Source organism: Citrobacter sp. Cpo040 (assembly GCF_030332915.1).
Lineage (GTDB): Bacteria > Pseudomonadota > Gammaproteobacteria > Enterobacterales > Enterobacteriaceae > Citrobacter > Citrobacter portucalensis.
The window spans coordinates 332,860-354,949 of the sequence record NZ_JAOWGX010000033.1 but is presented as its reverse complement, the minus strand read 5'-3'; the positions used below and the strand labels follow the sequence as shown (position 1 = coordinate 354,949).

The 22,090-nt window shown below is 52.8% G+C and carries 23 protein-coding genes; 8 read left to right on the top strand and 15 right to left on the bottom strand.

Annotated elements, in window-relative coordinates; translation table 11 throughout:
* Positions 1–145: 145 nt before the first annotated feature.
* On the bottom strand, positions 146–712 hold the full coding sequence (gmhB, locus tag OGX86_RS04655; RefSeq protein ID WP_003829138.1) for a D-glycero-beta-D-manno-heptose 1,7-bisphosphate 7-phosphatase: 567 nt from the start codon (positions 710–712) through the stop codon (positions 146–148).
* Positions 713–901: 189 nt separating this feature from the next.
* Here gmhB and metN point away from each other — a divergent pair, with 189 nt between their 5' ends.
* From metN to proS, 6 genes are all read left to right on the top strand, one after another.
* Positions 902–1,933: a methionine ABC transporter ATP-binding protein MetN gene (gene metN, locus OGX86_RS04650; RefSeq protein WP_048227055.1), complete on the top strand. Its 1,032-nt coding sequence runs from the start codon at positions 902–904 to the stop codon at positions 1,931–1,933.
* A complete protein-coding gene (locus tag OGX86_RS04645) occupies positions 1,926–2,579 on the top strand; it encodes a methionine ABC transporter permease MetI (protein WP_003018471.1) in 654 nt (217 codons plus the stop codon). The genes metN and OGX86_RS04645 overlap by 8 nt, the downstream gene beginning before the upstream one ends.
* Before the next feature lie 44 nt (positions 2,580–2,623).
* Complete coding sequence (metQ, locus tag OGX86_RS04640; protein WP_003829145.1) at positions 2,624–3,439, top strand: methionine ABC transporter substrate-binding lipoprotein MetQ; 816 nt, start codon at positions 2,624–2,626, stop codon at positions 3,437–3,439.
* Positions 3,440–3,555: 116 nt separating this feature from the next.
* The gene (rcsF, locus tag OGX86_RS04635) at positions 3,556–3,960 is read left to right on the top strand and encodes an envelope stress sensor lipoprotein RcsF (protein ID WP_003018477.1); all 405 of its coding nucleotides are present in this window, start codon (positions 3,556–3,558) and stop codon (positions 3,958–3,960) included.
* Positions 3,957–4,664 carry a tRNA (N6-threonylcarbamoyladenosine(37)-N6)-methyltransferase TrmO gene (tsaA, locus tag OGX86_RS04630; RefSeq protein ID WP_003829147.1) on the top strand — a complete coding sequence of 236 codons (708 nt, stop codon included), beginning with the start codon at positions 3,957–3,959 and terminating at the stop codon, positions 4,662–4,664. The genes rcsF and tsaA overlap by 4 nt, the downstream gene beginning before the upstream one ends.
* Positions 4,665–4,777: 113 nt before the next feature.
* Positions 4,778–6,496, top strand: coding sequence for a proline--tRNA ligase (gene proS, locus OGX86_RS04625; RefSeq protein ID WP_003829149.1), 1,719 nt, complete (start codon positions 4,778–4,780; stop codon positions 6,494–6,496).
* A 44-nt stretch (positions 6,497–6,540) separates the two neighbouring features.
* Here proS and nlpE read toward each other — a convergent pair whose 3' ends face one another.
* From nlpE to OGX86_RS04610, 3 genes are read right to left on the bottom strand one after another with little or no spacing between them, the layout of a single operon-like run.
* Complete coding sequence (gene nlpE / locus OGX86_RS04620) at positions 6,541–7,239, bottom strand: envelope stress response activation lipoprotein NlpE (RefSeq protein WP_085951559.1); 699 nt, start codon at positions 7,237–7,239, stop codon at positions 6,541–6,543.
* Positions 7,240–7,269: 30 nt separating this feature from the next.
* Positions 7,270–7,692 carry an alternative ribosome rescue aminoacyl-tRNA hydrolase ArfB gene (arfB, locus tag OGX86_RS04615; protein ID WP_032942412.1) on the bottom strand — a complete coding sequence of 141 codons (423 nt, stop codon included), beginning with the start codon at positions 7,690–7,692 and terminating at the stop codon, positions 7,270–7,272.
* Positions 7,689–8,234 (bottom strand): YaeQ family protein, encoded by a 546-nt coding sequence (locus OGX86_RS04610; RefSeq protein ID WP_003018497.1) that lies wholly within the window; start codon positions 8,232–8,234, stop codon positions 7,689–7,691. Before OGX86_RS04610 ends, arfB begins: the two co-directional genes overlap by 4 nt.
* 188 nt (positions 8,235–8,422) lie before the next feature.
* Between OGX86_RS04610 and OGX86_RS04605 the strand changes: the two genes are divergently transcribed.
* Both OGX86_RS04605 and rof read left to right on the top strand, forming a co-directional pair.
* On the top strand, positions 8,423–8,623 hold the full coding sequence (locus tag OGX86_RS04605) for a YaeP family protein (RefSeq protein ID WP_048214883.1): 201 nt from the start codon (positions 8,423–8,425) through the stop codon (positions 8,621–8,623).
* Positions 8,610–8,870 (top strand): Rho-binding antiterminator, encoded by a 261-nt coding sequence (gene rof / locus OGX86_RS04600; RefSeq protein WP_003018503.1) that lies wholly within the window; start codon positions 8,610–8,612, stop codon positions 8,868–8,870. The genes OGX86_RS04605 and rof overlap by 14 nt, the downstream gene beginning before the upstream one ends.
* A gap of 64 nt (positions 8,871–8,934) precedes the next feature.
* Here the strand turns inward: rof and tilS are convergent, their stop codons facing one another.
* From tilS to skp, 11 genes are all read right to left on the bottom strand, one after another.
* Positions 8,935–10,227 (bottom strand): tRNA lysidine(34) synthetase TilS, encoded by a 1,293-nt coding sequence (tilS, locus tag OGX86_RS04595; protein ID WP_136391537.1) that lies wholly within the window; start codon positions 10,225–10,227, stop codon positions 8,935–8,937.
* A 61-nt stretch (positions 10,228–10,288) separates the two neighbouring features.
* A complete protein-coding gene (locus OGX86_RS04590; RefSeq protein WP_008786273.1) occupies positions 10,289–10,678 on the bottom strand; it encodes a VOC family protein in 390 nt (129 codons plus the stop codon).
* 66 nt (positions 10,679–10,744) lie between these two features.
* Positions 10,745–12,883: a lysine decarboxylase LdcC gene (ldcC, locus tag OGX86_RS04585; RefSeq protein WP_100271477.1), complete on the bottom strand. Its 2,139-nt coding sequence runs from the start codon at positions 12,881–12,883 to the stop codon at positions 10,745–10,747.
* A 99-nt stretch (positions 12,884–12,982) separates the two neighbouring features.
* Positions 12,983–13,942, bottom strand: a complete 960-nt coding sequence (accA, locus tag OGX86_RS04580) for an acetyl-CoA carboxylase carboxyl transferase subunit alpha (protein WP_003829164.1) — start codon at positions 13,940–13,942, stop codon at positions 12,983–12,985.
* Positions 13,943–13,954: 12 nt separating this feature from the next.
* Positions 13,955–17,437: a DNA polymerase III subunit alpha gene (gene dnaE, locus OGX86_RS04575; protein ID WP_071692322.1), complete on the bottom strand. Its 3,483-nt coding sequence runs from the start codon at positions 17,435–17,437 to the stop codon at positions 13,955–13,957.
* Between the two features lie 24 nt (positions 17,438–17,461).
* A complete protein-coding gene (gene rnhB / locus OGX86_RS04570) occupies positions 17,462–18,058 on the bottom strand; it encodes a ribonuclease HII (protein WP_048214887.1) in 597 nt (198 codons plus the stop codon).
* The gene (gene lpxB, locus OGX86_RS04565) at positions 18,055–19,203 is read right to left on the bottom strand and encodes a lipid-A-disaccharide synthase (protein WP_003829168.1); all 1,149 of its coding nucleotides are present in this window, start codon (positions 19,201–19,203) and stop codon (positions 18,055–18,057) included. Before lpxB ends, rnhB begins: the two co-directional genes overlap by 4 nt.
* A complete protein-coding gene (lpxA, locus tag OGX86_RS04560) occupies positions 19,203–19,991 on the bottom strand; it encodes an acyl-ACP--UDP-N-acetylglucosamine O-acyltransferase (protein WP_003018525.1) in 789 nt (262 codons plus the stop codon). Before lpxA ends, lpxB begins: the two co-directional genes overlap by 1 nt.
* Positions 19,992–19,994: 3 nt before the next feature.
* Positions 19,995–20,450 (bottom strand): 3-hydroxyacyl-ACP dehydratase FabZ, encoded by a 456-nt coding sequence (fabZ, locus tag OGX86_RS04555; RefSeq protein ID WP_003018528.1) that lies wholly within the window; start codon positions 20,448–20,450, stop codon positions 19,995–19,997.
* A gap of 103 nt (positions 20,451–20,553) precedes the next feature.
* Positions 20,554–21,579, bottom strand: coding sequence for a UDP-3-O-(3-hydroxymyristoyl)glucosamine N-acyltransferase (gene lpxD / locus OGX86_RS04550; protein ID WP_003018531.1), 1,026 nt, complete (start codon positions 21,577–21,579; stop codon positions 20,554–20,556).
* A gap of 3 nt (positions 21,580–21,582) precedes the next feature.
* Positions 21,583–22,068 carry a molecular chaperone Skp gene (gene skp / locus OGX86_RS04545; protein ID WP_016151765.1) on the bottom strand — a complete coding sequence of 162 codons (486 nt, stop codon included), beginning with the start codon at positions 22,066–22,068 and terminating at the stop codon, positions 21,583–21,585.
* Positions 22,069–22,090: the final 22 nt, after the last annotated feature.

Below are 22,090 nucleotides of genomic sequence, written 5' to 3'. Positions count from 1 at the left end.
GTTTTTCTCTTCAACCGAACCGGCTGTTTGTGTGAAGTGATTCACATCCGCCGTGTCGATGGAGGCGCATTATAGGGAGTCGACTCAGGAAGACAAGCGGAAAAATGCATTTTTGTTTCAACCGCTCACCTTTTATCCACAACGCTTACTTTTGCTGCTTTTTTATCGCCATCGGCAGGTCTGCCAGACTATTTATGACCAAATCTGCCGCATTTTCTGCTTCTGGCGTGACGGGTTTGCCCGTGCGGACCAATACCTTCGTGCCAACATTCGCAGCTGCCGCCGCCTGCATATCTTCAATTTTGTCGCCTACCATATAAGAAGCGGCCATATCGATGTGCAAGAAGTCTCGGGCGGAGATAAACATGCCAGGATGTGGTTTACGACAGTCGCAGACCTGACGATACTCTTCTACAGTACCCTGCGGGTGATGCGGGCAGTAGTAGATGCCATCCAGCTCAACGTCGCGATCGGCCAGCGACCAGTCCATCCATTCGGTCAACGTTTCAAACTGCGCCTCAGTAAATTTACCACGCGCGATACCAGACTGGTTCGTCACGATAATAAGCGCGTAACCCATCTTTTTAAGTTCACGCATGGCATCAATAACGCCGTCGATAAACTCAAACTCGTCGATCTCATGTACATAACCGTGGTCCACATTAATGGTACCGTCACGGTCGAGAAAAATTGCGGGTACAGACTTTGCCACCTTTTATAGCTCCTGAATAAGGCATGTGACTCTAGTATCGCATGTTTCAGCGGGCAAGAAAGTGCTCATCGTGCAAAGCCCGATTGATTTAGACGTCTGGATGCCTTAACATCCATCTTGTTGACGGCTTCGACCGTACCTGACAGACGAAAATGCCACGGCTAACTTAATTACGATAATAAATAACCAATGATTAAACTTTCGAATATCACCAAAGTGTTCCAGCAGGGGACTCGCACCATTCAGGCGCTAAATAATGTCAGCCTGCATGTTCCTGCCGGGCAGATTTATGGCGTTATTGGCGCCTCCGGTGCCGGTAAAAGTACGCTCATCCGCTGCGTTAACCTACTCGAACGCCCTACCGAAGGCAGCGTTCAGGTTGGCGGTCAGGAGCTGACCACGCTTTCTGAGTCGGAGTTGACTAAAGCTCGCCGTCAAATCGGCATGATTTTTCAGCACTTTAACCTGCTGTCTTCCCGTACGGTGTTCGGTAACGTCGCACTACCGCTGGAACTGGATAACACGCCAAAAGAAGAGATCAAACGCCGCGTAACAGAGCTGTTGGAGTTGGTTGGTCTTGGCGACAAGCACGATAGCTATCCGGCCAACCTTTCCGGTGGACAAAAACAGCGTGTGGCGATCGCCCGTGCGCTGGCAAGTAATCCCAAAGTGTTGCTGTGCGATGAAGCCACCAGCGCACTCGATCCGGCAACGACCCGCTCGATTCTGGAATTATTGAAAGATATTAATCGTCGTCTGGGACTCACCATTCTGCTGATTACCCACGAAATGGACGTTGTAAAACGTATTTGTGACTGCGTGGCGGTCATCAGCAATGGTGAACTGATTGAGCAAGACACCGTTAGTGAAGTGTTCTCACATCCGAAAACGCCGCTGGCACAGAAATTTATCCAGTCCACGCTGCACCTGGATATTCCGGAAGATTATCTGGAACGTTTGAAAGCGGAGCCGGAAGCCGACAGCGTGCCGATGCTGCGTATGGAATTCACCGGCCATTCGGTCGATGCACCGCTACTTTCTGAGACGGCCCGTCGGTTTAATGTGAATAACAACATTATTAGCGCGCAGATGGATTACGCCGGCGGTGTGAAGTTCGGCATCATGCTGACTGAAATGCACGGCACACAGGAAGATACACAAGCAGCCATCAGTTGGTTGCAGGAACACCATGTAAAAGTAGAGGTACTGGGTTATGTCTGAGCCGATGATGTGGCTGCTGGTTCGCGGCGTATGGGAAACGCTGGCAATGACCTTTGTGTCCGGTTTTTTTGGCTTTGTGATTGGTCTGCCGGTTGGTGTGTTGCTGTACGTAACACGTCCGGGGCAAATTATTGAGAACGCGAAGCTCTACCGTACGCTCTCTGCGCTGGTGAACATTTTCCGTTCCATCCCGTTCATCATCTTACTGGTGTGGATGATTCCGTTCACCCGCATGATCGTAGGCACCTCTATCGGACTGCAGGCAGCTATCGTTCCGCTGACCGTCGGTGCCGCGCCGTTTATCGCCCGTATGGTGGAAAACGCGCTGCTCGAAATCCCGACCGGGCTGATAGAAGCCTCTCGTGCGATGGGCGCCACGCCGCTGCAAATTGTACGTAAGGTATTACTGCCAGAAGCACTGCCAGGACTGGTCAATGCGGCCACCATCACCCTTATCACGCTGGTTGGTTACTCCGCGATGGGCGGTGCCGTCGGTGCCGGTGGTCTTGGACAGATTGGCTATCAGTACGGCTATATTGGTTACAACGCTACCGTAATGAATACAGTACTGGTATTGCTCGTCGTTCTGGTTTATTTAATTCAGTTATCCGGCGATCGCATCGTCCGGGCTGTCACGCACAAATAACGTTGCACACAACACTAAAAACTCATTAAGAAAAGGAAATAAGCATGGCGTTCAAATTCAAAACCTTTGCGGCAGTTGGAGCCCTGATCGGTTCTCTGGCACTTGTGGGTTGCGGTCAGGATGAAAAAGATCCTAATCACATCAAAGTGGGCGTTATTGTTGGCGCAGAGCAGCAGGTTGCAGAAGTCGCGCAGAAAGTGGCAAAAGAAAAATACGGTCTGGACGTTGAGCTGGTCACGTTTAACGATTACGTTCTGCCTAACGAAGCGCTGAGCAAAGGCGATATCGATGCTAACGCCTTCCAGCACAAACCGTACCTGGACCAGCAGATCAAAGATCGCGGTTATAAGCTGGTTGCTGTAGGCAATACTTTTGTTTACCCGATTGCGGGCTACTCCAAAAAAATCAAATCACTGGATGAGCTGCAGGACGGTTCCCAGGTCGCGATTCCAAACGACCCGACTAACCTTGGTCGTTCCTTGCTGCTGCTGCAAAAAGTGGGCTTAATCAAACTGAAAGACGGTGTTGGCTTGCTGCCGACCGCGCTGGACGTGATTGAAAACCCGAAAAACCTGAAGCTGGTTGAACTGGAAGCACCGCAGCTGCCGCGTTCCCTGGACGATGCACAAATCGCACTGGCGGTCATCAACACCACCTACGCCAGCCAGATCGGCCTGACTCCGGCAAAAGACGGTATCTTTGTTGAAGATAAAGATTCCCCGTACGTAAACCTGATCGTGACTCGTGAAGACAACAAAGATGCTGAGAACGTGAAGAAATTCGTTGAAGCATACCAGTCTGACGAAGTGTACGAAGCAGCAAACAAAGTCTTCAACGGCGGTGCTGTTAAGGGCTGGTAATTTTAGGCTGTTTACAGAATCTGTAATATCATCAGGACGGGCGCTTGCCCGTCTTGTCATTTATGCAAGCACCTGATTCAATATCTGACGTTTAGATCATTCATTGAGGAAATATTATGCGTGCTTTACCGATCTGTTTAGTAGCACTCTTGCTGAGCGGCTGTTCTATGTTAAGCAGATCCCCTGTTGAACCCGTTCAAAGCACCGCAACCCCGCCGAAAGCGGAGCCGGAAAAACCGAAAGCACCGCGCGCTACGCCGGTAAGAATCATTACTAACGCTGAAGATTTAGTAGGCAAACCGTTCCGCGATCTTGGCGAAGTTAGCGGTGAATCCTGCCAGGCTTCAAACCAGGATTCCCCTCCGAGCATTCCAACCGCACGCAAACGCATGCAGATTAACGCATCAAAAATGAAAGCTAATGCGGTATTGCTGCACAGTTGCGAAGTGACCAGCGGAACGCCGGGTTGCTATCGTCAGGCGGTTTGCATCGGTTCTGCACTGAACATTTCGGCGAAATGAGCCATTTTCAGTTCGAGCAAATAGGCGTTATCCGCTCACCTTATAAAGAAAAGTTCGCCGTTCCACGCCAGCCCGGTCTGGTGAAAAGCGCCAGCGGTGAACTGCATTTGCTCGCACCTTATAACCAGGCCGATGCCGTTCGCGGCCTGGAAGCCTTCAGTCATTTGTGGGTGATTTTTGTTTTTCACCAGACAATGGAAGGTGGATGGCGTCCGACCGTGCGCCCTCCCCGCCTTGGCGGCAACGCCAGAATGGGTGTCTTTGCCACGCGTTCAACGTTTCGTCCTAACCCTGTTGGCATGTCGTTGGTCGAGCTACGGGGCATCCGCTGCCATAAAGAGCACGTGATCCTCGAACTAGGTGGGCTGGATCTCGTTGATGGCACGCCAGTTGTAGATATAAAACCGTATCTGCCGTTTGCCGAATCGTTACCCGATGCTCGCGCCAGCTATGCTCAGGATGCCCCCCAGGCCAGCGTAGACGTGACGTTCAGTGAAGATCTCGCGGAGCAGCTACCGAAGCTCGAACAACGTTACCCGCATCTTCGTCAGTTTATTGCCGAAGTGCTGGCGCAGGATCCGCGTCCTGCCTACCGTAAAAATGAGGAAGAAGGCAAAACCTACGCCGTCTGGCTACTGGACTTTAACGTCCGCTGGCGCGTCACGCCGTCAGGATTTGAGGTCTTTGCTCTGGAAGCCCGCTAATTTGCGTCGCGTACTCTTTTGACATCCCTTTCTCGCTGGTAAACTAAACCACTTTTGTTTTGTGCCAGGCTCGTTTTGAGCCTGTTCGATCGTTCAACTGGAACCGTAACAACATGCGTACTAGCCAATATCTGCTCTCCACTCTGAAGGAGACACCTGCCGACGCCGAAGTCATCAGCCACCAGCTGATGCTGCGCGCCGGGATGATCCGCAAGCTGGCCTCCGGGTTATATACCTGGCTGCCGACCGGCGTGCGCGTCCTGAAAAAAGTCGAAAACATCGTGCGTGAAGAGATGAACAACGCCGGTGCGATCGAGGTGTTGATGCCGGTCGTTCAGCCTTCTGAACTGTGGGAAGAGAGCGGCCGTTGGGAACAATACGGCCCGGAACTGCTGCGTATTGCTGACCGTGGCGATCGTTCGTTCGTCCTCGGCCCAACGCATGAAGAAGTGATCACCGACCTGATCCGTAACGAGCTGAGCTCTTACAAACAGCTGCCGCTGAACTTCTATCAGATTCAGACCAAATTCCGTGACGAAGTCCGTCCGCGCTTCGGCGTGATGCGCTCCCGCGAATTCCTGATGAAAGATGCATACTCTTTCCACACCTCTCAGGAATCCCTGCAGGAAACCTACGACGCGATGTACGCTGCGTATAGCAAAATCTTCAGCCGTATGGGGCTGGATTTCCGTGCAGTACAAGCGGATACCGGTTCTATCGGCGGCAGCGCCTCTCACGAATTCCAGGTGCTGGCGCAGAGCGGCGAAGACGATGTGATCTTCTCCGACTCTTCCGACTATGCGGCGAACATCGAATTTGCCGAAGCCGTTGCGCCGAAGGAGCCGCGCGCGGCAGCAACCCAGGAAATGACGCTGGTAGATACGCCGAACGCTAAAACCATCGCCGAACTGGTTGAGCAGTTCAACTTGCCTATCGAAAAAACCGTGAAAACCCTGCTGGTGAAAGCGGTTGAAGGCAGCAGCTACCCGCTGGTCGCCCTGCTGGTTCGTGGCGATCACGAGCTGAACGAAGTCAAAGCGGAAAAACTGCCGCAGGTTGCCAGCCCGCTGACCTTTGCCACCGAAGAAGAAATTCGTGCGCTGGTAAAAGCAGGTCCTGGCTCGCTCGGTCCGGTGAATATGCCAATTCCGGTGGTTATCGACCGTACCGTTGCAGTAATGAGCGATTTCGCTGCCGGTGCCAACATCGACGGTAAACACTATTTCGGTATTAACTGGGATCGCGACGTGGCCACCCCGGAAGTTGCTGACATCCGTAACGTAGTCGCCGGCGACCCTAGCCCGGACGGCAAAGGTACGCTGATGATCAAACGCGGTATCGAAGTCGGCCATATCTTCCAGTTGGGTACCAAGTACTCTGAAGCGATGAAAGCCGCCGTTCAGGGCGAAGATGGCCGTAACCAGACGCTGACTATGGGCTGCTACGGTATCGGGGTCACTCGCGTAGTCGCTGCTGCTATTGAACAAAACTTTGACGATCGTGGCATCGTATGGCCAGATGCCATTGCCCCGTTCCAGGTCGCCATTCTGCCGATGAACATGCACAAATCCTACCGTGTGCAGGAGCTGGCTGAGAAGCTGTACGCTGAGCTGCGCGCGCAGGGTATTGAAGTGCTGATGGACGATCGTAAAGAACGTCCGGGCGTGATGTTTGCCGATATGGAACTGATCGGTATTCCGCACACCATCGTGCTGGGCGACCGTAACCTCGACAACGACGATATCGAATACAAATACCGTCGTAACGGCGAGAAAGAGCTGATTAAAACCGGCGACATCGTCGACTTCCTGGTCAAAGCCATTAAAGGCTAATACCAACAAAAAGGCCCTGATTATCAGGGCCTTTTTTCTATCGATTAATTACACGCTTTACCAGGGATAAATTTCGCGTCTTTATCCGCCATCAACGTTTTCACTTTCTCACCCGTATCCGGGTTTGACTCCAGCGTGAAATGCGCCTCAAGCGTCAGCAGTACGGACTGTCCGTTTTCCGCACGAGCGGCTAAATAGTCGCGTTCAAGCTGAGCGTTATTCGCCACCGGCATCCGTTTACCCGTTGCGCAGTCGGTAAAGATTGCCGCGTCAGCCATGTAGAAATACATGCCTCGCATCGGCATTGGCGTCACCGGTAAGCTGGCGGAAACCGGCTGGAGCGTGTAGTTAAACTGTGACTCAATCGGGTTACCTTCACGATCGAGCATTTCCAGCGCCTCGCCTTTAGCCCGGTAGTACGACTTTTCACCTTTGCTGTCGGTCAGCACCAGTTTGTCGGCTGTACGCGCCCATGTGCCATAAGAGGCAAACGAAGACGGTTCATCCCGCACGCCCTGATAGCGTTCGTTCATCACCCATGTGCCGTCTTTTTCCAGAAACAGAGAGGTTTCAATCCCTTCGCAGTCCGCGCAAGGTAAGATGCCACGCCAGCTTTGCTGCATCGGTTTTAATTCTGCCGCCCGCGTCGGCTGTAGTACTTCAACTTCAGTACGATTATTACAGCCAATCAAGGAAAAAAGCGTGCATGCAGCGACCACGGACAATATTGCTGTTTTCACTATCAATTCCTTATTAATTTTTATTCCCGCTCGTCAGTCTTGCGTTCGACGAACTCTCCCGCGCAGTGCTTTCACTGTGGATTTTTGCGCCTTCGATGACAACCTGCGCTCTTTCGAGGCGCGCGTAGGGCGAGTTGCCTGTCGGCTTTTTTGCACCGCGGTTAATTCTTTTATCACCGCCACCAGTCGGGAGATTGCCGCTTCCCGATTGAGCTCCTGGCTACGGTATTCCTGCGCCTTAATGATAATAATGCCATCGCCGCTAATCAGATGATGGCTGGCGGCCAGCAGGCGTTCCTTGTAATACTCTGGCAGGCTCGAGGCCCGAATGTCAAAGCGCAAATGGATAGCCGTCGAGGTCTTGTTAACGTGCTGACCACCCGCGCCTTGTGCCCGAATCGCCGTGATTTCCAGCTCATTATCAGGGATAGAGACGTTTCGGGAGAGAACAATCATGAACGCGGCTGCCACGCGGTCAGATGAATTTCCAGATTGTTCTGAGAATCGGACAGCCAAATAGCGCCGTCCTGAATAGTCGCCTGCAGCGCCATTGTACGACCAGCAAAATCACTCAGTTGCGCCAGCTGTTCATCATCCAGATACCACACGGTGAGATTTTTAAACTGCGCACATTTGTTCTGGTTTTGCTGCCACCAGATCTGAGCCGCACGGCTGTTATAGGCAAACAGAGCAACCTCACCAGACTGGGTACAGGCTTTCTTGATACGGCGCTCATCCGGCAGACCCAGCTCAATCCAAAGATCGATGCCCAGATGGTCGTTACGCAGCCATGCTTCAGGCTCGTCTTCCGCGCTCAGGCCACGCGTGAACTGCAGCCGTTCATCGGCATATTTAATCCAGGCCAGCAGGCGCAGCATCATGCGCTCCTGGGTTTCAGAGGGGTGACGCGCCAGCGTCAAGGCCGCGTCAAGAAACTGGTTGCGGTCAAGATCCGCTACGTTGACGACGGCTTTATAAATTGTCGCTTTAAGCGCCATGGGAGAACTCCTTTCGAATCAGGCGCACATTGTAGCGAAAACTGCGGCAAAAGGCTGCTAACTGCTCATCTATCAAGGCGCTGATATTGCTTGAATGAGTATGGTATAGTCACCTTGCTAAACAGAGTTTATCTTCGTAGGCTTAGACTTGCATCCACGGTTAAGTCAGAGTGCTGACAGGAGGGCATGTGGAAAAATATTGTGAGTTAATACGCAAGCGGTACGCGGAAATCGCCAGCGGAGACTTAGGGTATATCCCGGATGCGCTGGGTTGCGTATTGAAGGTGCTTAATGAAGTGGCGACAGACAGCGCCCTTCCAGAGTCGGTCAGGGAAAAAGCGGCCTATGCTGCCGCGAACTTACTGGTGAGCGATTATGTCAATGAATGAAACGTATCAACCCATCAACTGCGATGATTACGACAATCTTGAACTCGCCTGCCAGCACCATTTGTTACTGACGCTGGCGTTAAAAGATGGCGAAGTTTTGCAGGCGAAAGCGAACGACCTGGTTTCACGCAAAAACGTGGAGTATCTGGTCGCAGATGTCGCTGGTGAAACCCGGGAGCTTCGTCTCGACAAAATTGCCAGCTTCAGCCACCCGCAAATCGGTACCGTGGTGGTCAGCGAATCTTAATCTTTCTTGCACCTTATCCGGCCTACTTTCCATGTGATACGTAGGCCTGATAAGCGCAGCGCCATCAGGCACGCCATACCAGACTCACACCAGCCCCATCTTCCGCTATCCCCTCACGCGTCACGAAAACACCCGCAGCCGCAATCAACGTTTCGCCGTAAAACAGCAGCGGTGTGGTATCTCGTCGCCAGGGCGGGATCCCCTGCTCCTGCCAGATTTTCTTTAATTTCCGTCCACCGTTACGCCCGACAATATGCAATACCCCTGGTGCTTTGAAACGAATGCTGACAGCTTCATCCGCTTGCGGCATGCGCAATTCACCCGCAGAGATTAACTGAACCGAACCCAATCCGGCAGGCAGCGCCAACGGTGTTTTCCACTCTAGCCATGGGATAACGGTTTCGCTTTGCCCATCGACTGACTTCACCCACCACAGCTGTGACTTATAACGGCGGACCTCGTACTCCCCGAGGCGAAAACAGGGTGAGGCATCTTCCCGCGCCAGCGCCACTTCCTGCCAGATACGTTCCAGTCCATCACGAGAAGGCATCGGCGCATTTAACCCCGCCAGCCAGCGACGAAGCAGCGCGGCACGACGCACGTCGCTCATCATCATTAACGGTACCAGTAGCAGTGTGCCGTGGGCTGTGATGCAATCGGCTAAATCGCTGGCCAGCAGTTCATCCAGTAAACTCTCCTGCTCAGCACACAGCGCGGCGCTGCGGGCTACGGCTTGCGCGAAGTGCGGCCAGCGCTGTTGGAGCAATGGGGTAACGCGCAATCTGAGGAAATTGCGATCGTAGGTATCATCCTGATTGCTTTCATCTTCAATCCAGCATAATTCATGCTGCCGCGCCCATGCTTCAAGCGCCTCTCGCGTTTGCGCCAGCAGCGGTCGAATCAGCTGGGTTCCGGCGAACGGTGAGTTTTCGCCCATGGCGGAAAGTCCGGCAGGGCCGCTGCCGCGCTTAAGCGCCAGCAAAAAGGTTTCACACTGGTCATCGAGATGCTGGGCGGTCATCAGCACCTCGCCCGGTAGTAAGGTCTGCGCAAATGCCTGATAGCGCGCGCGTCGCGCCTGAGCTTCGATGCCCAGGCCATCGTCCTCAAGGTGTACCCGCTCAACCACTAGCGGCACCTGCCACTGCATACATACTGACTCACAGTGCTGCACCCAACTGTCTGCATGTGGGCTTAATCCGTGATGAATATGGATTGCGCGTAAAGCGACCTCAGGATGCTGCGCTCGCCACTGCACCAGCTGATGCAGGAGTACGGTTGAGTCCAGCCCGCCGCTAAAGGCGACCAAAATCGATTGAGAATTCAGCAGTGAAGTGTTCAGCGTGAGTGTCGTCATGATGGTTACTTACAATGGCATTGCCCGGCACGTTACCGGGCTAACGCCACAATGACAAGCCTTACATCTCGTACAGTTCGAGGGGCAATCCGTCCGGATCGTTGAAAAACGTAAAGCGTTTACCGGTAAATGGATCGATACGTATGGATTCACACTTCACGTGGTGTGCTTCCAGATGCGCGATCGACTTTTCCACATCCTCCACGCTGAACGCCAGATGACGCAAACCGCAGGCTTCCGGTCGGCTCGGACGGCAAGGTGGAAACGGGAAAGAAAAAAGCTCAATCACATACTGGCCGTTCAATGCCAGATCGCCTTTCCACGAATCTCTCTCTTCCCGATAGGCTTCGCTCATCAGTGTAAAGCCAAGCACATCGCAGTAAAATGCCTTACTTGCCGCGTAGTCCGTCGCAATAATGGCAATATGGTGAACCTGTTTTAATCCCAGCATAGCGTCATCGCCTCTTTCATTTTTCTGTCAGCACGTTACTCGTACGTCTTAGGGTCAGGCAAGTCGTTATGCCATTTTTAAGACTCTCACGCGATACACACCATCCTCGCCCAGTTTAGCGCCATGGATATCGGTTTCAAATCCCGGGTAGCGCTGCCCCACTGAACACAGCATCAGAAGAAAATCGAGGACAGCCCGGCTTTTGGCAGTGATCATTTCCCCGGGCATCAAGAGCGGCACGCCGGGAGGATAAGGCAGGATCATATTGGCGGACACGCGTCCTACCAGTTGATCAAGCGCCACGGTTTCCACCTCACCTTTGATCTGCCGCTGCCAGGCCTGGTGCGGTGTCATTTTCATTTCCGGCAAAGTATCAAATGCACGCAGCATCAGTCCGGAGAGATCGTGCTGGCGGATCAGCTTATGGATCCCCTGTGCCAGATCCTGAATACGCATATTGCGATAGAAATCGGGATCTTCAGCATACAGATCCGGCAGCATATTTTTCACGCGTAAATTCAGATCGTACGAGCGCTTAAATTCCGTCAGGCCACGTAGCAGCCCCATCGCCCGGGTTTTATCTATGCCAATACTGAACAGGAACAACAGGTTATACGGTCCCGTTTTTTCGACGACGACGCCGCGTTCATCAAGGAATTTCGCCACCAACGCCGCGGGGATCCCCTCTTCGCTCATATTTCCCTGTTCATCCATTCCCGGCGTCAGAATCGTGACCTTCACCGGGTCGAGGAACATGTGGTCGGCATCAGCATCAACAAATCCGTGCCAGTCTTCACCTGGCGCTACCGGCCAACATTCTGCTTCATCGACCTTTTCCGGCTGCCAGATATCAAAGAACCAGCCATCCGACTCTTCGCGCAGACGCTGCACTTCTTTACGGAAATGCAACGCCCGTTCCACCGAACGATTGATTAACCGCTTGCCGGAATTACCACGCAGCATTGCCGCCGCCGTTTCTATCGACGCCACAATCGGGTAGCTTGGAGACGTGGAGGTGTGCATCATAAAGGCTTCGTTGAACGTGTCTTCATCATAGTCACCCTTAATGTGGATCAGCGAAGCCTGTGACAACGCCGCCAGCATCTTGTGGGTGGACTGGGTTTCAAATATCACCTTTCCCGGTACCCGTTCGCCGCTCATCCCGCTTTTCCCCTGATAGATCGGATGAAAATGGGTATACGGCACCCAGGCTGAATCAAAATGGATGGAGGGCACATCCAGGGTTTGCTTGATCCAGTTGGTGTTATAAAGCAGCCCGTCATAGGTGGAGTTGGTGATCACCGCGTGTACCGGCCATTGCGCCTGAGTCGTCTCTTCTACCTTGCGTTCAATACTTGCATGGGTAAATTCCCGACGGGGTATACCGCCGAGGATCCCCAACGCGTTACGCGTAGGCTTCAACCAGATTGGCACCACATCGCTCATCATCAGCAAATGCGCCAGCGACTTATGGCAGTTGCGGTCAATCAGTAGCGTACTTCCTGCAGGCGCAGCATACATACCGACAATCTTGTTCGATGTCGAGGTGCCGTTAGTCACCATATAGCTCTGTTCGGCACCAAAGGTGCGAGCGATGTACTCCTCCGCTTCAAGGTGCGGACCGGTATGATCAAGCAATGAGCCCAGTTCGGTTACGGAAATGGACACGTCGGCTTTCAGCGTATTGCCGCCAAAGAAATCATAGAACAGGCAGCCGACCGGGCTTTTCTGGTACGCCGTACCCGCCATATGTCCAGGCGTACAAAAGGTATACTTCCCTTCCTTCACATAGGTAAACAGCGCCTTGGTGAACGGAGGCGTAATGTTATCGAGGTATTCGCTGGTGTACTGGCGAATGCGGGTGGCAATGTCTTCAGACTGACCCAGCGCATACTCAAAAAACCACAGCGCCATGCGCAGGTCGTGCGCACTGACATCCATCGTCGAATGGGTATTAATAAAGGCATAGAGCGGGAGATACTCGTTGAGCTGGTTGATGTCACTGCACAGCTCAAGGCTATATTCATCCCAGTCAAAAATGACGCCGCAAATTCGCGGGTTGTGTTCGATAAACTTCAGCAGGTCGACACTATTCTGCGGCCAGATAATCTGAAATCCCTGCTGTTGCAGCGCACGCTCAAGTTCCTTGATGGGCTCATCTTTATAAAAGACGCCATGCGGTCCCATGATGGCAATGATATTCATGCGTTCCTCCTGGAAAAACCTTAGTTAATCATAGCCTGGTCAAACCGCAGGTAAAAAAAAGGGCCACAACGTAGTGGCCCTTTTCAGAATAAATGCAGTTTACGCGTAACCGTAGCTCATCAGACGCTGGTAACGACGGTTTTTCAGATCGTCTTTGCTTAACACGTCGAGATCGGCGAGATCGGCCAGCAGCTGTGCTTTCAGGGACGCAGCCATCACTTCCGGATTGCGGTGTGCACCGCCTAACGGTTCCGGAATGATAGAGTCGATAAGCTTCAGCTCTTTCAGACGCGGGGCAACAATTCCCATCGCTTCTGCGGCCAGCGGTGCTTTGTCGGCGCTTTTCCACAGAATGGAAGCACAACCTTCCGGGGAGATAACGGAATAGGTGCTGTATTGCAGCATATTCACTTTATCGCCTACACCGATCGCCAGCGCGCCACCGGAACCACCTTCACCGATAACGGTGCAGATTACCGGTACGCTCAGACGCGACATTTCACGCAGGTTGCGCGCGATCGCTTCTGACTGACCACGCTCTTCCGCGCCCACGCCCGGGTAAGCCCCAGGGGTGTCGATGAAGGTAATGATCGGCATGTTGAAACGCTCGGCCATTTCCATCAGACGCAGCGCTTTGCGATAGCCTTCCGGCGCTGGCATGCCGAAATTACGGCGAATCTTTTCTTTGGTCTCACGGCCTTTCTGATGACCAATGATCATCACCGGACGGCCATCCAGACGCGCGATACCGCCAACAATAGCTTTATCATCCGCATAGGCACGATCGCCCGCCAGCTCATCAAATTCATCAAACGCCAGGCGGACATAATCCAGGGTGTACGGACGCTGTGGATGGCGCGCCAGTTGGGCTACCTGCCATGCGCCAAGATCGGCGAAGATTTTACGCGTCAGTTCTACGCTTTTTTCACGCAGACGATGCACTTCTTCATCGATGTTAATATCCAGTTTCTCATCCTGACGGCTAACCGCAGTCAAAGAATCGATTTTTGCTTCCAGCTCTGCAATCGGCTGTTCAAAATCAAGGAAATTCAGACTCATAGTATTCCTGTATTAGTCAAACTCCAGTTCCACCTGCTCCGAACCAATAAGGCCACGGAGATCGTTTAGCAAACGATCGCTCGGAGAGACACGCCACGTCGCGCCAAAACGCAACCGCGCACGTGCATCCGCCCTCTGATAGTAGAGATGTACTGGAATTGTCCCCGAGCGGTGGGGTTCCAGAGACTGACGGAGTCGGTTTAAAAGCTGGTCATCAATTTGCCTGTCCGTCAGCGAGATAGCAAGCCCGCGAGCATATTTTTCCCGGGCTTCGTCAATATCCATGACTTCACGGGCCATCATTTTAAGCCCGCCGCTGAAGTCATCAAAGCTGACCTGTCCGCTGACGATAAGTATGCGGTCTTTTTCCAGCAATTGCTGGTATTTATCCAGAGCATCGGTAAACAACATAACTTCCAGACGTCCGGAACGGTCATCCAGTGTACAGATGCCGATACGATTGCCGCGCTTGGTGACCATTACCCGCGCAGCAATGACGAGCCCCGCAGCCGTGGTGACTTTACCACGTTCTGTCGGATGCATGTCTTTCAGCCTGTAGCCTCCGACATAGCGCTCAATTTCTTTTAAATACTGGTTGATGGGGTGTCCCGTCAGGTAAAGCCCCAACGTTTCACGCTCACCATCTAATACCACCTGCTCCGGCCACGGTTGGCAACTGGCATAGGATTGTTCAATTTGCTCCGGTTCTTCCGCCAGCACGCCAAACATATCGGCCTGACCGATGGCTTCGGCTTTTGCATGCTGATCGGCGGCTTTTAGCGCATCGTTGAGCGAATTCATCAACGCCGCGCGATGCGGGCCAAGGCGATCAAACGCCCCGGACATGATTAGCTTTTCCAGCACCCGGCGGTTAAGTTTTTTGATATCCGTGCGCGCACAGAGATCAAACAACTCACGGAAGTAACCACCTTCGTTACGCGCCTCAATAATAGCTTCAATTGGTCCTTCACCCACGCCTTTTATCGCGCCGATGCCATAAACAATCTCGCCATCATCATTCACGTGAAAATGGTAAAGACCGGAGTTGATGTCCGGCGGCAGGATTTTGAGCCCCATACGCCAGCATTCATCTACCAGCCCGACCACTTTCTCGGTGTTATCCATATCGGCGGTCATTACCGCCGCCATAAACTCAGCAGGATAATGCGCCTTCAGCCACAGCGTCTGGTAAGAGACCAGCGCATAGGCTGCGGAGTGCGATTTGTTAAATCCGTAACCGGCGAATTTCTCCACCAGGTCAAAGATTTTCATCGCCAGTTCGCCGTCTACGCCGCGCTTTTTCGCCCCTTCTTCAAAGGTGCCGCGCTGCTTAGCCATCTCTTCCGGCTTTTTCTTACCCATCGCACGACGCAGCATATCCGCGCCGCCAAGGGTGTACCCGGACAACTCCTGGGCAATCTGCATAACCTGTTCCTGATACAGGATAATGCCGTAGGTCGGCTCCAGTACCGGTTTCAGACACTCATGCTGCCATTGTACGTCCGGGTAGGAAATCTCTTCGCGACCATGCTTACGGTCGATAAAGTTATCTACCATCCCCGACTGTAGCGGACCTGGGCGGAACAGAGCCACCAGTGCGATCATGTCTTCGAAGCAGTCAGGCTGCAGACGTTTGATCAGGTCTTTCATACCGCGGGATTCAAGCTGGAAGACCGCCGTGGTCTCCGAGCGTTGCAGCATATCGAAGCTTTTCTTATCATCCAGCGGGATAGCCGCAATATCCAGCGGTGGCTCACCGTTCTTTTCACGGCGCGCGTTGATCATTTCCAGCGCCCAGTTGATGATGGTGAGCGTACGCAGGCCGAGGAAGTCGAACTTCACAAGACCGGCATATTCCACGTCGTTCTTATCAAACTGAGTAACCGGGTGCAGCCCCTGCTCATCGCAGTACAGAGGCGCAAAATCAGTAATTTTTGTCGGTGCGATAACCACACCACCGGCGTGCTTACCGGCGTTACGCGTGACGCCTTCCAGCTTACGCGCCATATCGATCAGCGCTTTAACCTCTTCATCTGCCTCATAGATTTCCGGCAGTTGGGGTTCGGCTTCAAAGGCTTTTGCCAGCGTCATGCCCGGATCGGGCGGCACCAGTTTCGAAATACGGTCAACGAAACCGTACGGATGTCCCAGCACGCGGCCCACGTCGCGGATAACCGCTTTTGCAGCCATCGTACCAAAGGTAATAATCTGCGAAACCGCATCACGACCGTACATTTCCGCCACGTGCTCGATAACCTGGTCGCGTTTCTCCATGCAGAAGTCAACGTCGAAGTCGGGCATTGAGACACGTTCCGGGTTAAGGAAACGTTCGAACAGCAGGTCAAACTCCAGCGGATCGAGATCGGTAATTTTCAGCGCATAGGCGACAAGTGAGCCAGCGCCGGAACCACGTCCAGGGCCTACCGGTACGCCGTTATCTTTCGACCACTGGATAAATTCCATAACGATCAGGAAGTAGCCTGGGAATCCCATCTGGTTGATAACTTTAAGTTCAACTTCCAGACGTTCATCGTAAGGCGGGCGCTTCTGCGCACGAACTTCAGGGTCAGGGAACAAAAATTCGAGACGTTCTTCCAGCCCTTCGCGTGATTTCGCCACGAGGAAATCCTCGGTGGTCATATCGCCGGTCGGGAACTGCGGCAGGAAGTATTCGCCCAGACGCACCGTCACGTTGCAGCGTTTGGCTATCTCGACGGTGTTTTGCAGCGCTTCCGGAATATCCGAGAACAGATCGCACATCTCATCTTCGCTGCGCATGTACTGCTGCGGCGAATAGTTGCGCGGGCGTTTCGGGTCATCAAGGGTAAACCCGTCGTGGATTGCCACGCGGATTTCATGCGCATCGAAATCTCCGGTTTCAAGGAAGCGGACATCGTTAGTCGCTACCACCGGTAGACCACGCGTTTCGGCCAGTTCTACGGCTGCGTGCAGATAATTTTCTTCATCTTGCCTGCCGGTGCGAATCAGTTCGAGGAAATAGCAATTGGGAAAATGTTCTTCGTAAAACGCCACGCACTCGTCAACCAGTGCGCTATTGCCGCGCAGCAGGCTGCGTCCGACATCGCCCATGCGACCGCCGGAGAGCAAAATCAAACCTTCTTTTAGCTCAACCAACCAGTCCCGGTCGATAACCGGTCCTTCTGCGCCATAGCCGCGCTGATAGGCTTTCGAAATCAACAACGTCAGGTTCTGATAGCCGGTATTATTTGCGGCCAGCACGGTGAGCTGCGTGAGTTCATCGCCCAACAGCTCACTGCGGACATGAAAATCTGCGCCAACTATCGGCTTAATACCCGCACCGTGACCCGCTCCGTAAAACTTCACCAGACCACACAGGTTGGTAAAATCGGTGATCGCCAGCGCAGGCATGCCTAACGCGGCCGCCTTTTTCACCAGCGGTCCGGTTTTCGCCAGCCCATCGATCATAGAGTAGTCGCTGTGCACCCGTAGGTGGACGAAACGTGGTTCAGACATCTTCAGATTCCTTCGACACAAGAATCAGGACGAGAGTCCCAGTGCGCGTTTGACGGGGCCAAAGCTGCGGCGATGGTGCTCAGTCGCACCATGCAGTGCCAATTTTTCCAGATGAAATGCGGTTGGATAGCCTTTGTGCTGTGCAAAACCATACTGTGGAAAAACCGTATCCAGCGCCGCCATTTCAGCGTCACGGGTCACTTTTGCCAGAATCGATGCGGCGCTAATCTCCGCCACGCGGCTATCACCTTTGACCACCGCCATCGACGGTACCGGTAATGCCGGGCAACGATTGCCGTCAATCAGCACGTATTCGGGCGCAATATGTAGACTCGCAACAGCACGCTGCATGGCCAGCATGGTGGCATGCAAAATGTTCAGCTCGTCGATTTCATGCGGTTCCGCCCGACCAAGGCTCCAGCTTAACGCTTTTTCTTTAATTTCATCAAACAGCGCCAGGCGACGTTTTTCTGACAGTTTTTTTGAATCGTTAAGACCGATAATAGGGCGAGCCGGATCCAGAATGACGGCAGCTGTGACGACTGCGCCAACCAAAGGGCCGCGCCCGACTTCATCCACACCCGCTACTAAATGCGTATGCGGATACACAAATTCAATCATTGCGCTAACTCCAGGACCGCATCCGCTGCCTGCTCATCAGCATTGCAACGGATCTGCTGGTGCAGTTCACGGAATGTGTCGTGCATCGCATGGCTGGTTTTACCATTCGCCAGCAACGGCAATAACGCTTGCGACAGCGCCTGCGGTTCACACTCTTCCTGCAACAGCTCTTTAACCAGTTCTCTTCCCGCCAGCAGGTTAGGTAGCGAAACGTAATCAGTCTTCACCAGACGCTTCGCCAGCCAGAAGGTGAAGGGTTTCATACGGTAGCCAACCACCATCGGGCATTTTGCCAGCATACATTCCAGCGCGGCGGTACCTGAAGCCAGCAGTGCGGCATCGCTGGCCACCATTGCTTCACGTCCCATCCCATTGAGCAGATGTACAGAAAGCTCCGGTGCAACTTCAGCTTTGATTCGCTCAAACTGCTCGCGACGTTTGGCATTCACCAACGGCACCACCACTTCGAGATCCGGATAATGCTGGCGTAATAGCTGCGCCGTTTTCAGAAAATCGGCGCTGAGCATCTCCACTTCTGCACCACGGCTTCCTGGCAGTAGTGCCAGGCAGTGAGCGTCATGGGGAATGCCCAGAACATCACGCGCCGCATTTTTATCCGGGTCCAACGGCATGGCATCTGCCATGGTATGACCGATAAAGCGGCACGGGACGTTAAATTTGTCATAAAACGCTTTTTCGAAAGGCAGAAAGGCCAGCACCATGTTGGTGGATCTGCCTATTTTGAAAACGCGTTTCTGTCGCCACGCCCAGACGGACGGACTGACATAATGAATGGTTTTAATGCCCTGTTTTTTCAAGTTCCCTTCGAGGGTAATATTGAAATCAGGCGCATCAATGCCGACGAAAACATCCGGCTTTAAGTCGGTGAATCGGCGAGTGAGGTCGGCACGAATATGCAGTAAACGGCGCAGGCGTCCGAGCACTTCAACAATGCCCATGACCGCCAGCTCTTCCATTTCGTACCAGGCTTCACAGCCTTCGGCCTGCATCAGCGGACCCGCCACGCCAACAAAGCGCGCATTGGGAACGCGAGCCTTGAGTGCACGGATTAACCCTGCACCAAGAATATCGCCGGAGGTTTCTCCGGCGACGAGGGCAATCGTTAAAGGACGCTGTTCAGTCATTAACGAATCAGGCCACGCGTTGAGCGCTCAAAGAAGTCGCTGAAGGCCTGAACTTCGGGATACTGTTTCGCCAGTTCCGCGATTTCGGGTTTCACTTCTTCCAGCGTTTTACCGCTACGGTACAACGCTTTGTAGGCGTTACGAATCGCGGTAATCGCTTCGCGGGTGAATCCACGACGCTTCAAACCTTCGATATTGACGCCAAACGGCGTCGCGTGGTTGCCCTGGGCGATAACGTACGGAGGCACATCCTGGGCCACACCAGAACAGCCACCAACCATCACATGCGCACCGATGATGCAGAACTGATGCACCGCGGTCATGCCGCCGATGATAACAAAATCATCAAGCGAAACATGTCCGGCAAGCGTGGCGTTATTCGCCAGAATACAGCGGTTGCCTACCGTACAATCATGCGCGACGTGCGCATTAATCATCAGTAAGTTATCGCTGCCCACCTTCGTCACTCCACCGCCCTGCACTGTGCCACGATGAATGGTGACGCTTTCGCGGATGCGGTTGCGATCGCCAATTTCCACACGGGTTGGTTCACCAGCATATTTAAGATCCTGGTTAACTTCACCGATGGAGGCAAACTGATAGATCTCGTTATCGCGACCAATTTTTGTATGGCCATTCACGACAACGTGAGACTTCAGTACGGTACCCTCACCAATTTCAACATGGGGTCCAACAATACAAAATGGGCCAATGTGAGCATTGGCACCAATGCTGGCGCCCTCTTCTACAATGGCGGTCGGGTGAATAAAGGCGGATTTATCAATCACGTATCAGGCCTCCCGGCTACGGGCACACATCATCGTTGCTTCGCACACAACTTTACCGTCGACCAGCGCAACCCCTTTAAAACGGGTCAGGCCACGGCGCGTTTTCTCGAAAGTCACTTCCATGATCATCTGATCGCCAGGCACGACAGGACGCTTAAAGCGTGCTTCATCAATACCCGCGAAATAATACAGTTCGCCTGGTTCCAGTTTTCCTACGCTTTTAAACGCGAGGATACCGGTAGCCTGTGCCATCGCTTCCAGAATCAATACGCCAGGGAAAATAGGTTTACCCGGGAAGTGGCCCTGAAAGAAAGGCTCGTTAACGGATACATTTTTCACTGCGCGCAGAAAACGACCTTCTTCAAAATCCAGCACGCGGTCAACCAGCAAAAACGGAAAACGGTGCGGCAGAAGCTCTAAAATCTCTTCAATATGCAGAGTATGAGTGTTAGTAGTCAAAATACTCTTCCTGTCAAAATATACTAAAAGGCAATAATAACACGGCCTGTCGCAATCGTATGAATGGGACAGGCCGAAAAGTCAGACATGCAAAAACGGTGCTTTAGTCTTGTTGATTAACCTTGCGCTCAATCGCTTTGAGGCGCTTGCTCATATCATCAATATTCATCACCAGTGCAGCTGTTTTACGCCATACCTTGTTGGGTTGTAGCGGAATGCCTGAGGAGTAGACGCCAGGTTCAGTGATAGGACGCATCACCATACCCATGCCAGTTACCGTAACTTTGTCGCATATTTCCATATGCCCATTGATCACGCTGGCACCGCCAATCATGCAATAACGGCCAATCTTCAGGCTACCCGCCATAATGACGCCACCGGCTACCGCCGTATTGTCGCCAATCACAACGTTATGCGCAATCTGGCACTGGTTATCAATGATAACACCATTACCGATCACAGTATCGTCCAGAGCACCACGGTCAATGGTGGTACAAGCGCCGATCTCGACGCGATCGCCGATAATCACGCGACCAAGCTGGGGGATCTTCACCCAGTTACCACGATCGTTCGCGTAACCAAATCCATCAGATCCAACGACGGTGCTGGACTGGATCAGGCAATTTTCACCGATCTGGATGTCGTGGTAAATCGTCACATTCGCCCACAAGCGTGAACCTGCACCGATTTTGGTATTTTTTCCGACGAAGCAACCTGCACCGATAACCACGTTATCGCCCAGTTCTACGCCAGACTCAATGACCGCATTTGCGCCCACAGAGACATTATTACCCAGCTTCGCCGTTGCATCGATCACTGCACTGGGTGCAATGTTCTGTGCAGGCTGAGGCGTGGTATCTAAAATTTGCGCCATACGTGCATAGGTCAGGTAGGGATTCTTCACTACCAGCGCCGCACTCTTAGCAAAAGGAAGATCGTCCTGCGTCATCACAACGGCAGACGCCTGGCATACGCCTAAATGTTCACGGTATTTAGGATTCACCATGAACGTGATATTGCCAGTTTGCGCAGATTGCATGGACGCTACGCCGGTGATGACGATATCGCCATCACCGTGTAATTCTGCATCCAACTGCTCTGCTAAATCAGCCAGTCGAATTGAAGGCATTACTTATTTAACCTGTTTCAGTACGTCAGCGGTGATGTCTTTTACATCGCTGCTGTTGTATGCAACGGTGTTTGCGTCAACGACCAGATCGATGCTCTGGCTGTTAGCAACAGATTTCACAGCTGTCTGGATACGAGTAACCAGTTTGCCACGTTCTTCGTTGGAACGACGTGCACGATCCTGCTCGAAAGCCTGAGCTTTCTGAGAGAAAGTCTGGCGCTGAGCCATGACGTCTTTTTCCAGCTTGGTACGATCGCTACCTGCTTTCATTGATTGCAGACGCTGCATTTTAGATTGCAGATCGGATTCCATACGCTGCAGTTCGCTGGCACGGCCTTTGAACTCGTTTTCCAGCGTAGCAGAAACACCCGTCTTCTGTGCAACCTGTTGGAACAGGCTACCCATGTTGACGATTGCAATTTTGTCAGCAGCCTGTGCGGACGTTGCCATCGCTAAACCGAGACCTGCAGCTAATAACCACTTTTTCACAATTAACTCCTTACCATCCCAT

Coding starts and splice junctions, on each gene's coding strand:
- OGX86_RS04610 (WP_003018497.1), bottom strand. CDS start 8,234: ATGGCGCTTAAAGCGACAATTTATAAAGCCGTCGTCAACGTAGCGGAT.
- dnaE (WP_071692322.1), bottom strand. CDS start 17,437: ATGTCTGAACCACGTTTCGTCCACCTACGGGTGCACAGCGACTACTCT.
- ldcC (WP_100271477.1), bottom strand. CDS start 12,883: ATGAATATCATTGCCATCATGGGACCGCATGGCGTCTTTTATAAAGAT.
- accA (WP_003829164.1), bottom strand. CDS start 13,942: ATGAGTCTGAATTTCCTTGATTTTGAACAGCCGATTGCAGAGCTGGAA.
- OGX86_RS04590 (WP_008786273.1), bottom strand. CDS start 10,678: ATGCTGGGATTAAAACAGGTTCACCATATTGCCATTATTGCGACGGAC.
- tsaA (WP_003829147.1), top strand. CDS start 3,957: ATGAGCCATTTTCAGTTCGAGCAAATAGGCGTTATCCGCTCACCTTAT.
- lpxB (WP_003829168.1), bottom strand. CDS start 19,203: ATGACTGAACAGCGTCCTTTAACGATTGCCCTCGTCGCCGGAGAAACC.
- arfB (WP_032942412.1), bottom strand. CDS start 7,692: ATGATTGTTCTCTCCCGAAACGTCTCTATCCCTGATAATGAGCTGGAA.
- OGX86_RS04645 (WP_003018471.1), top strand. CDS start 1,926: ATGTCTGAGCCGATGATGTGGCTGCTGGTTCGCGGCGTATGGGAAACG.
- tilS (WP_136391537.1), bottom strand. CDS start 10,227: ATGACGACACTCACGCTGAACACTTCACTGCTGAATTCTCAATCGATT.
- lpxD (WP_003018531.1), bottom strand. CDS start 21,579: ATGCCTTCAATTCGACTGGCTGATTTAGCAGAGCAGTTGGATGCAGAA.
- metN (WP_048227055.1), top strand. CDS start 902: ATGATTAAACTTTCGAATATCACCAAAGTGTTCCAGCAGGGGACTCGC.
- rnhB (WP_048214887.1), bottom strand. CDS start 18,058: ATGATTGAATTTGTGTATCCGCATACGCATTTAGTAGCGGGTGTGGAT.
- rof (WP_003018503.1), top strand. CDS start 8,610: ATGTCAATGAATGAAACGTATCAACCCATCAACTGCGATGATTACGAC.
- rcsF (WP_003018477.1), top strand. CDS start 3,556: ATGCGTGCTTTACCGATCTGTTTAGTAGCACTCTTGCTGAGCGGCTGT.
- proS (WP_003829149.1), top strand. CDS start 4,778: ATGCGTACTAGCCAATATCTGCTCTCCACTCTGAAGGAGACACCTGCC.
- metQ (WP_003829145.1), top strand. CDS start 2,624: ATGGCGTTCAAATTCAAAACCTTTGCGGCAGTTGGAGCCCTGATCGGT.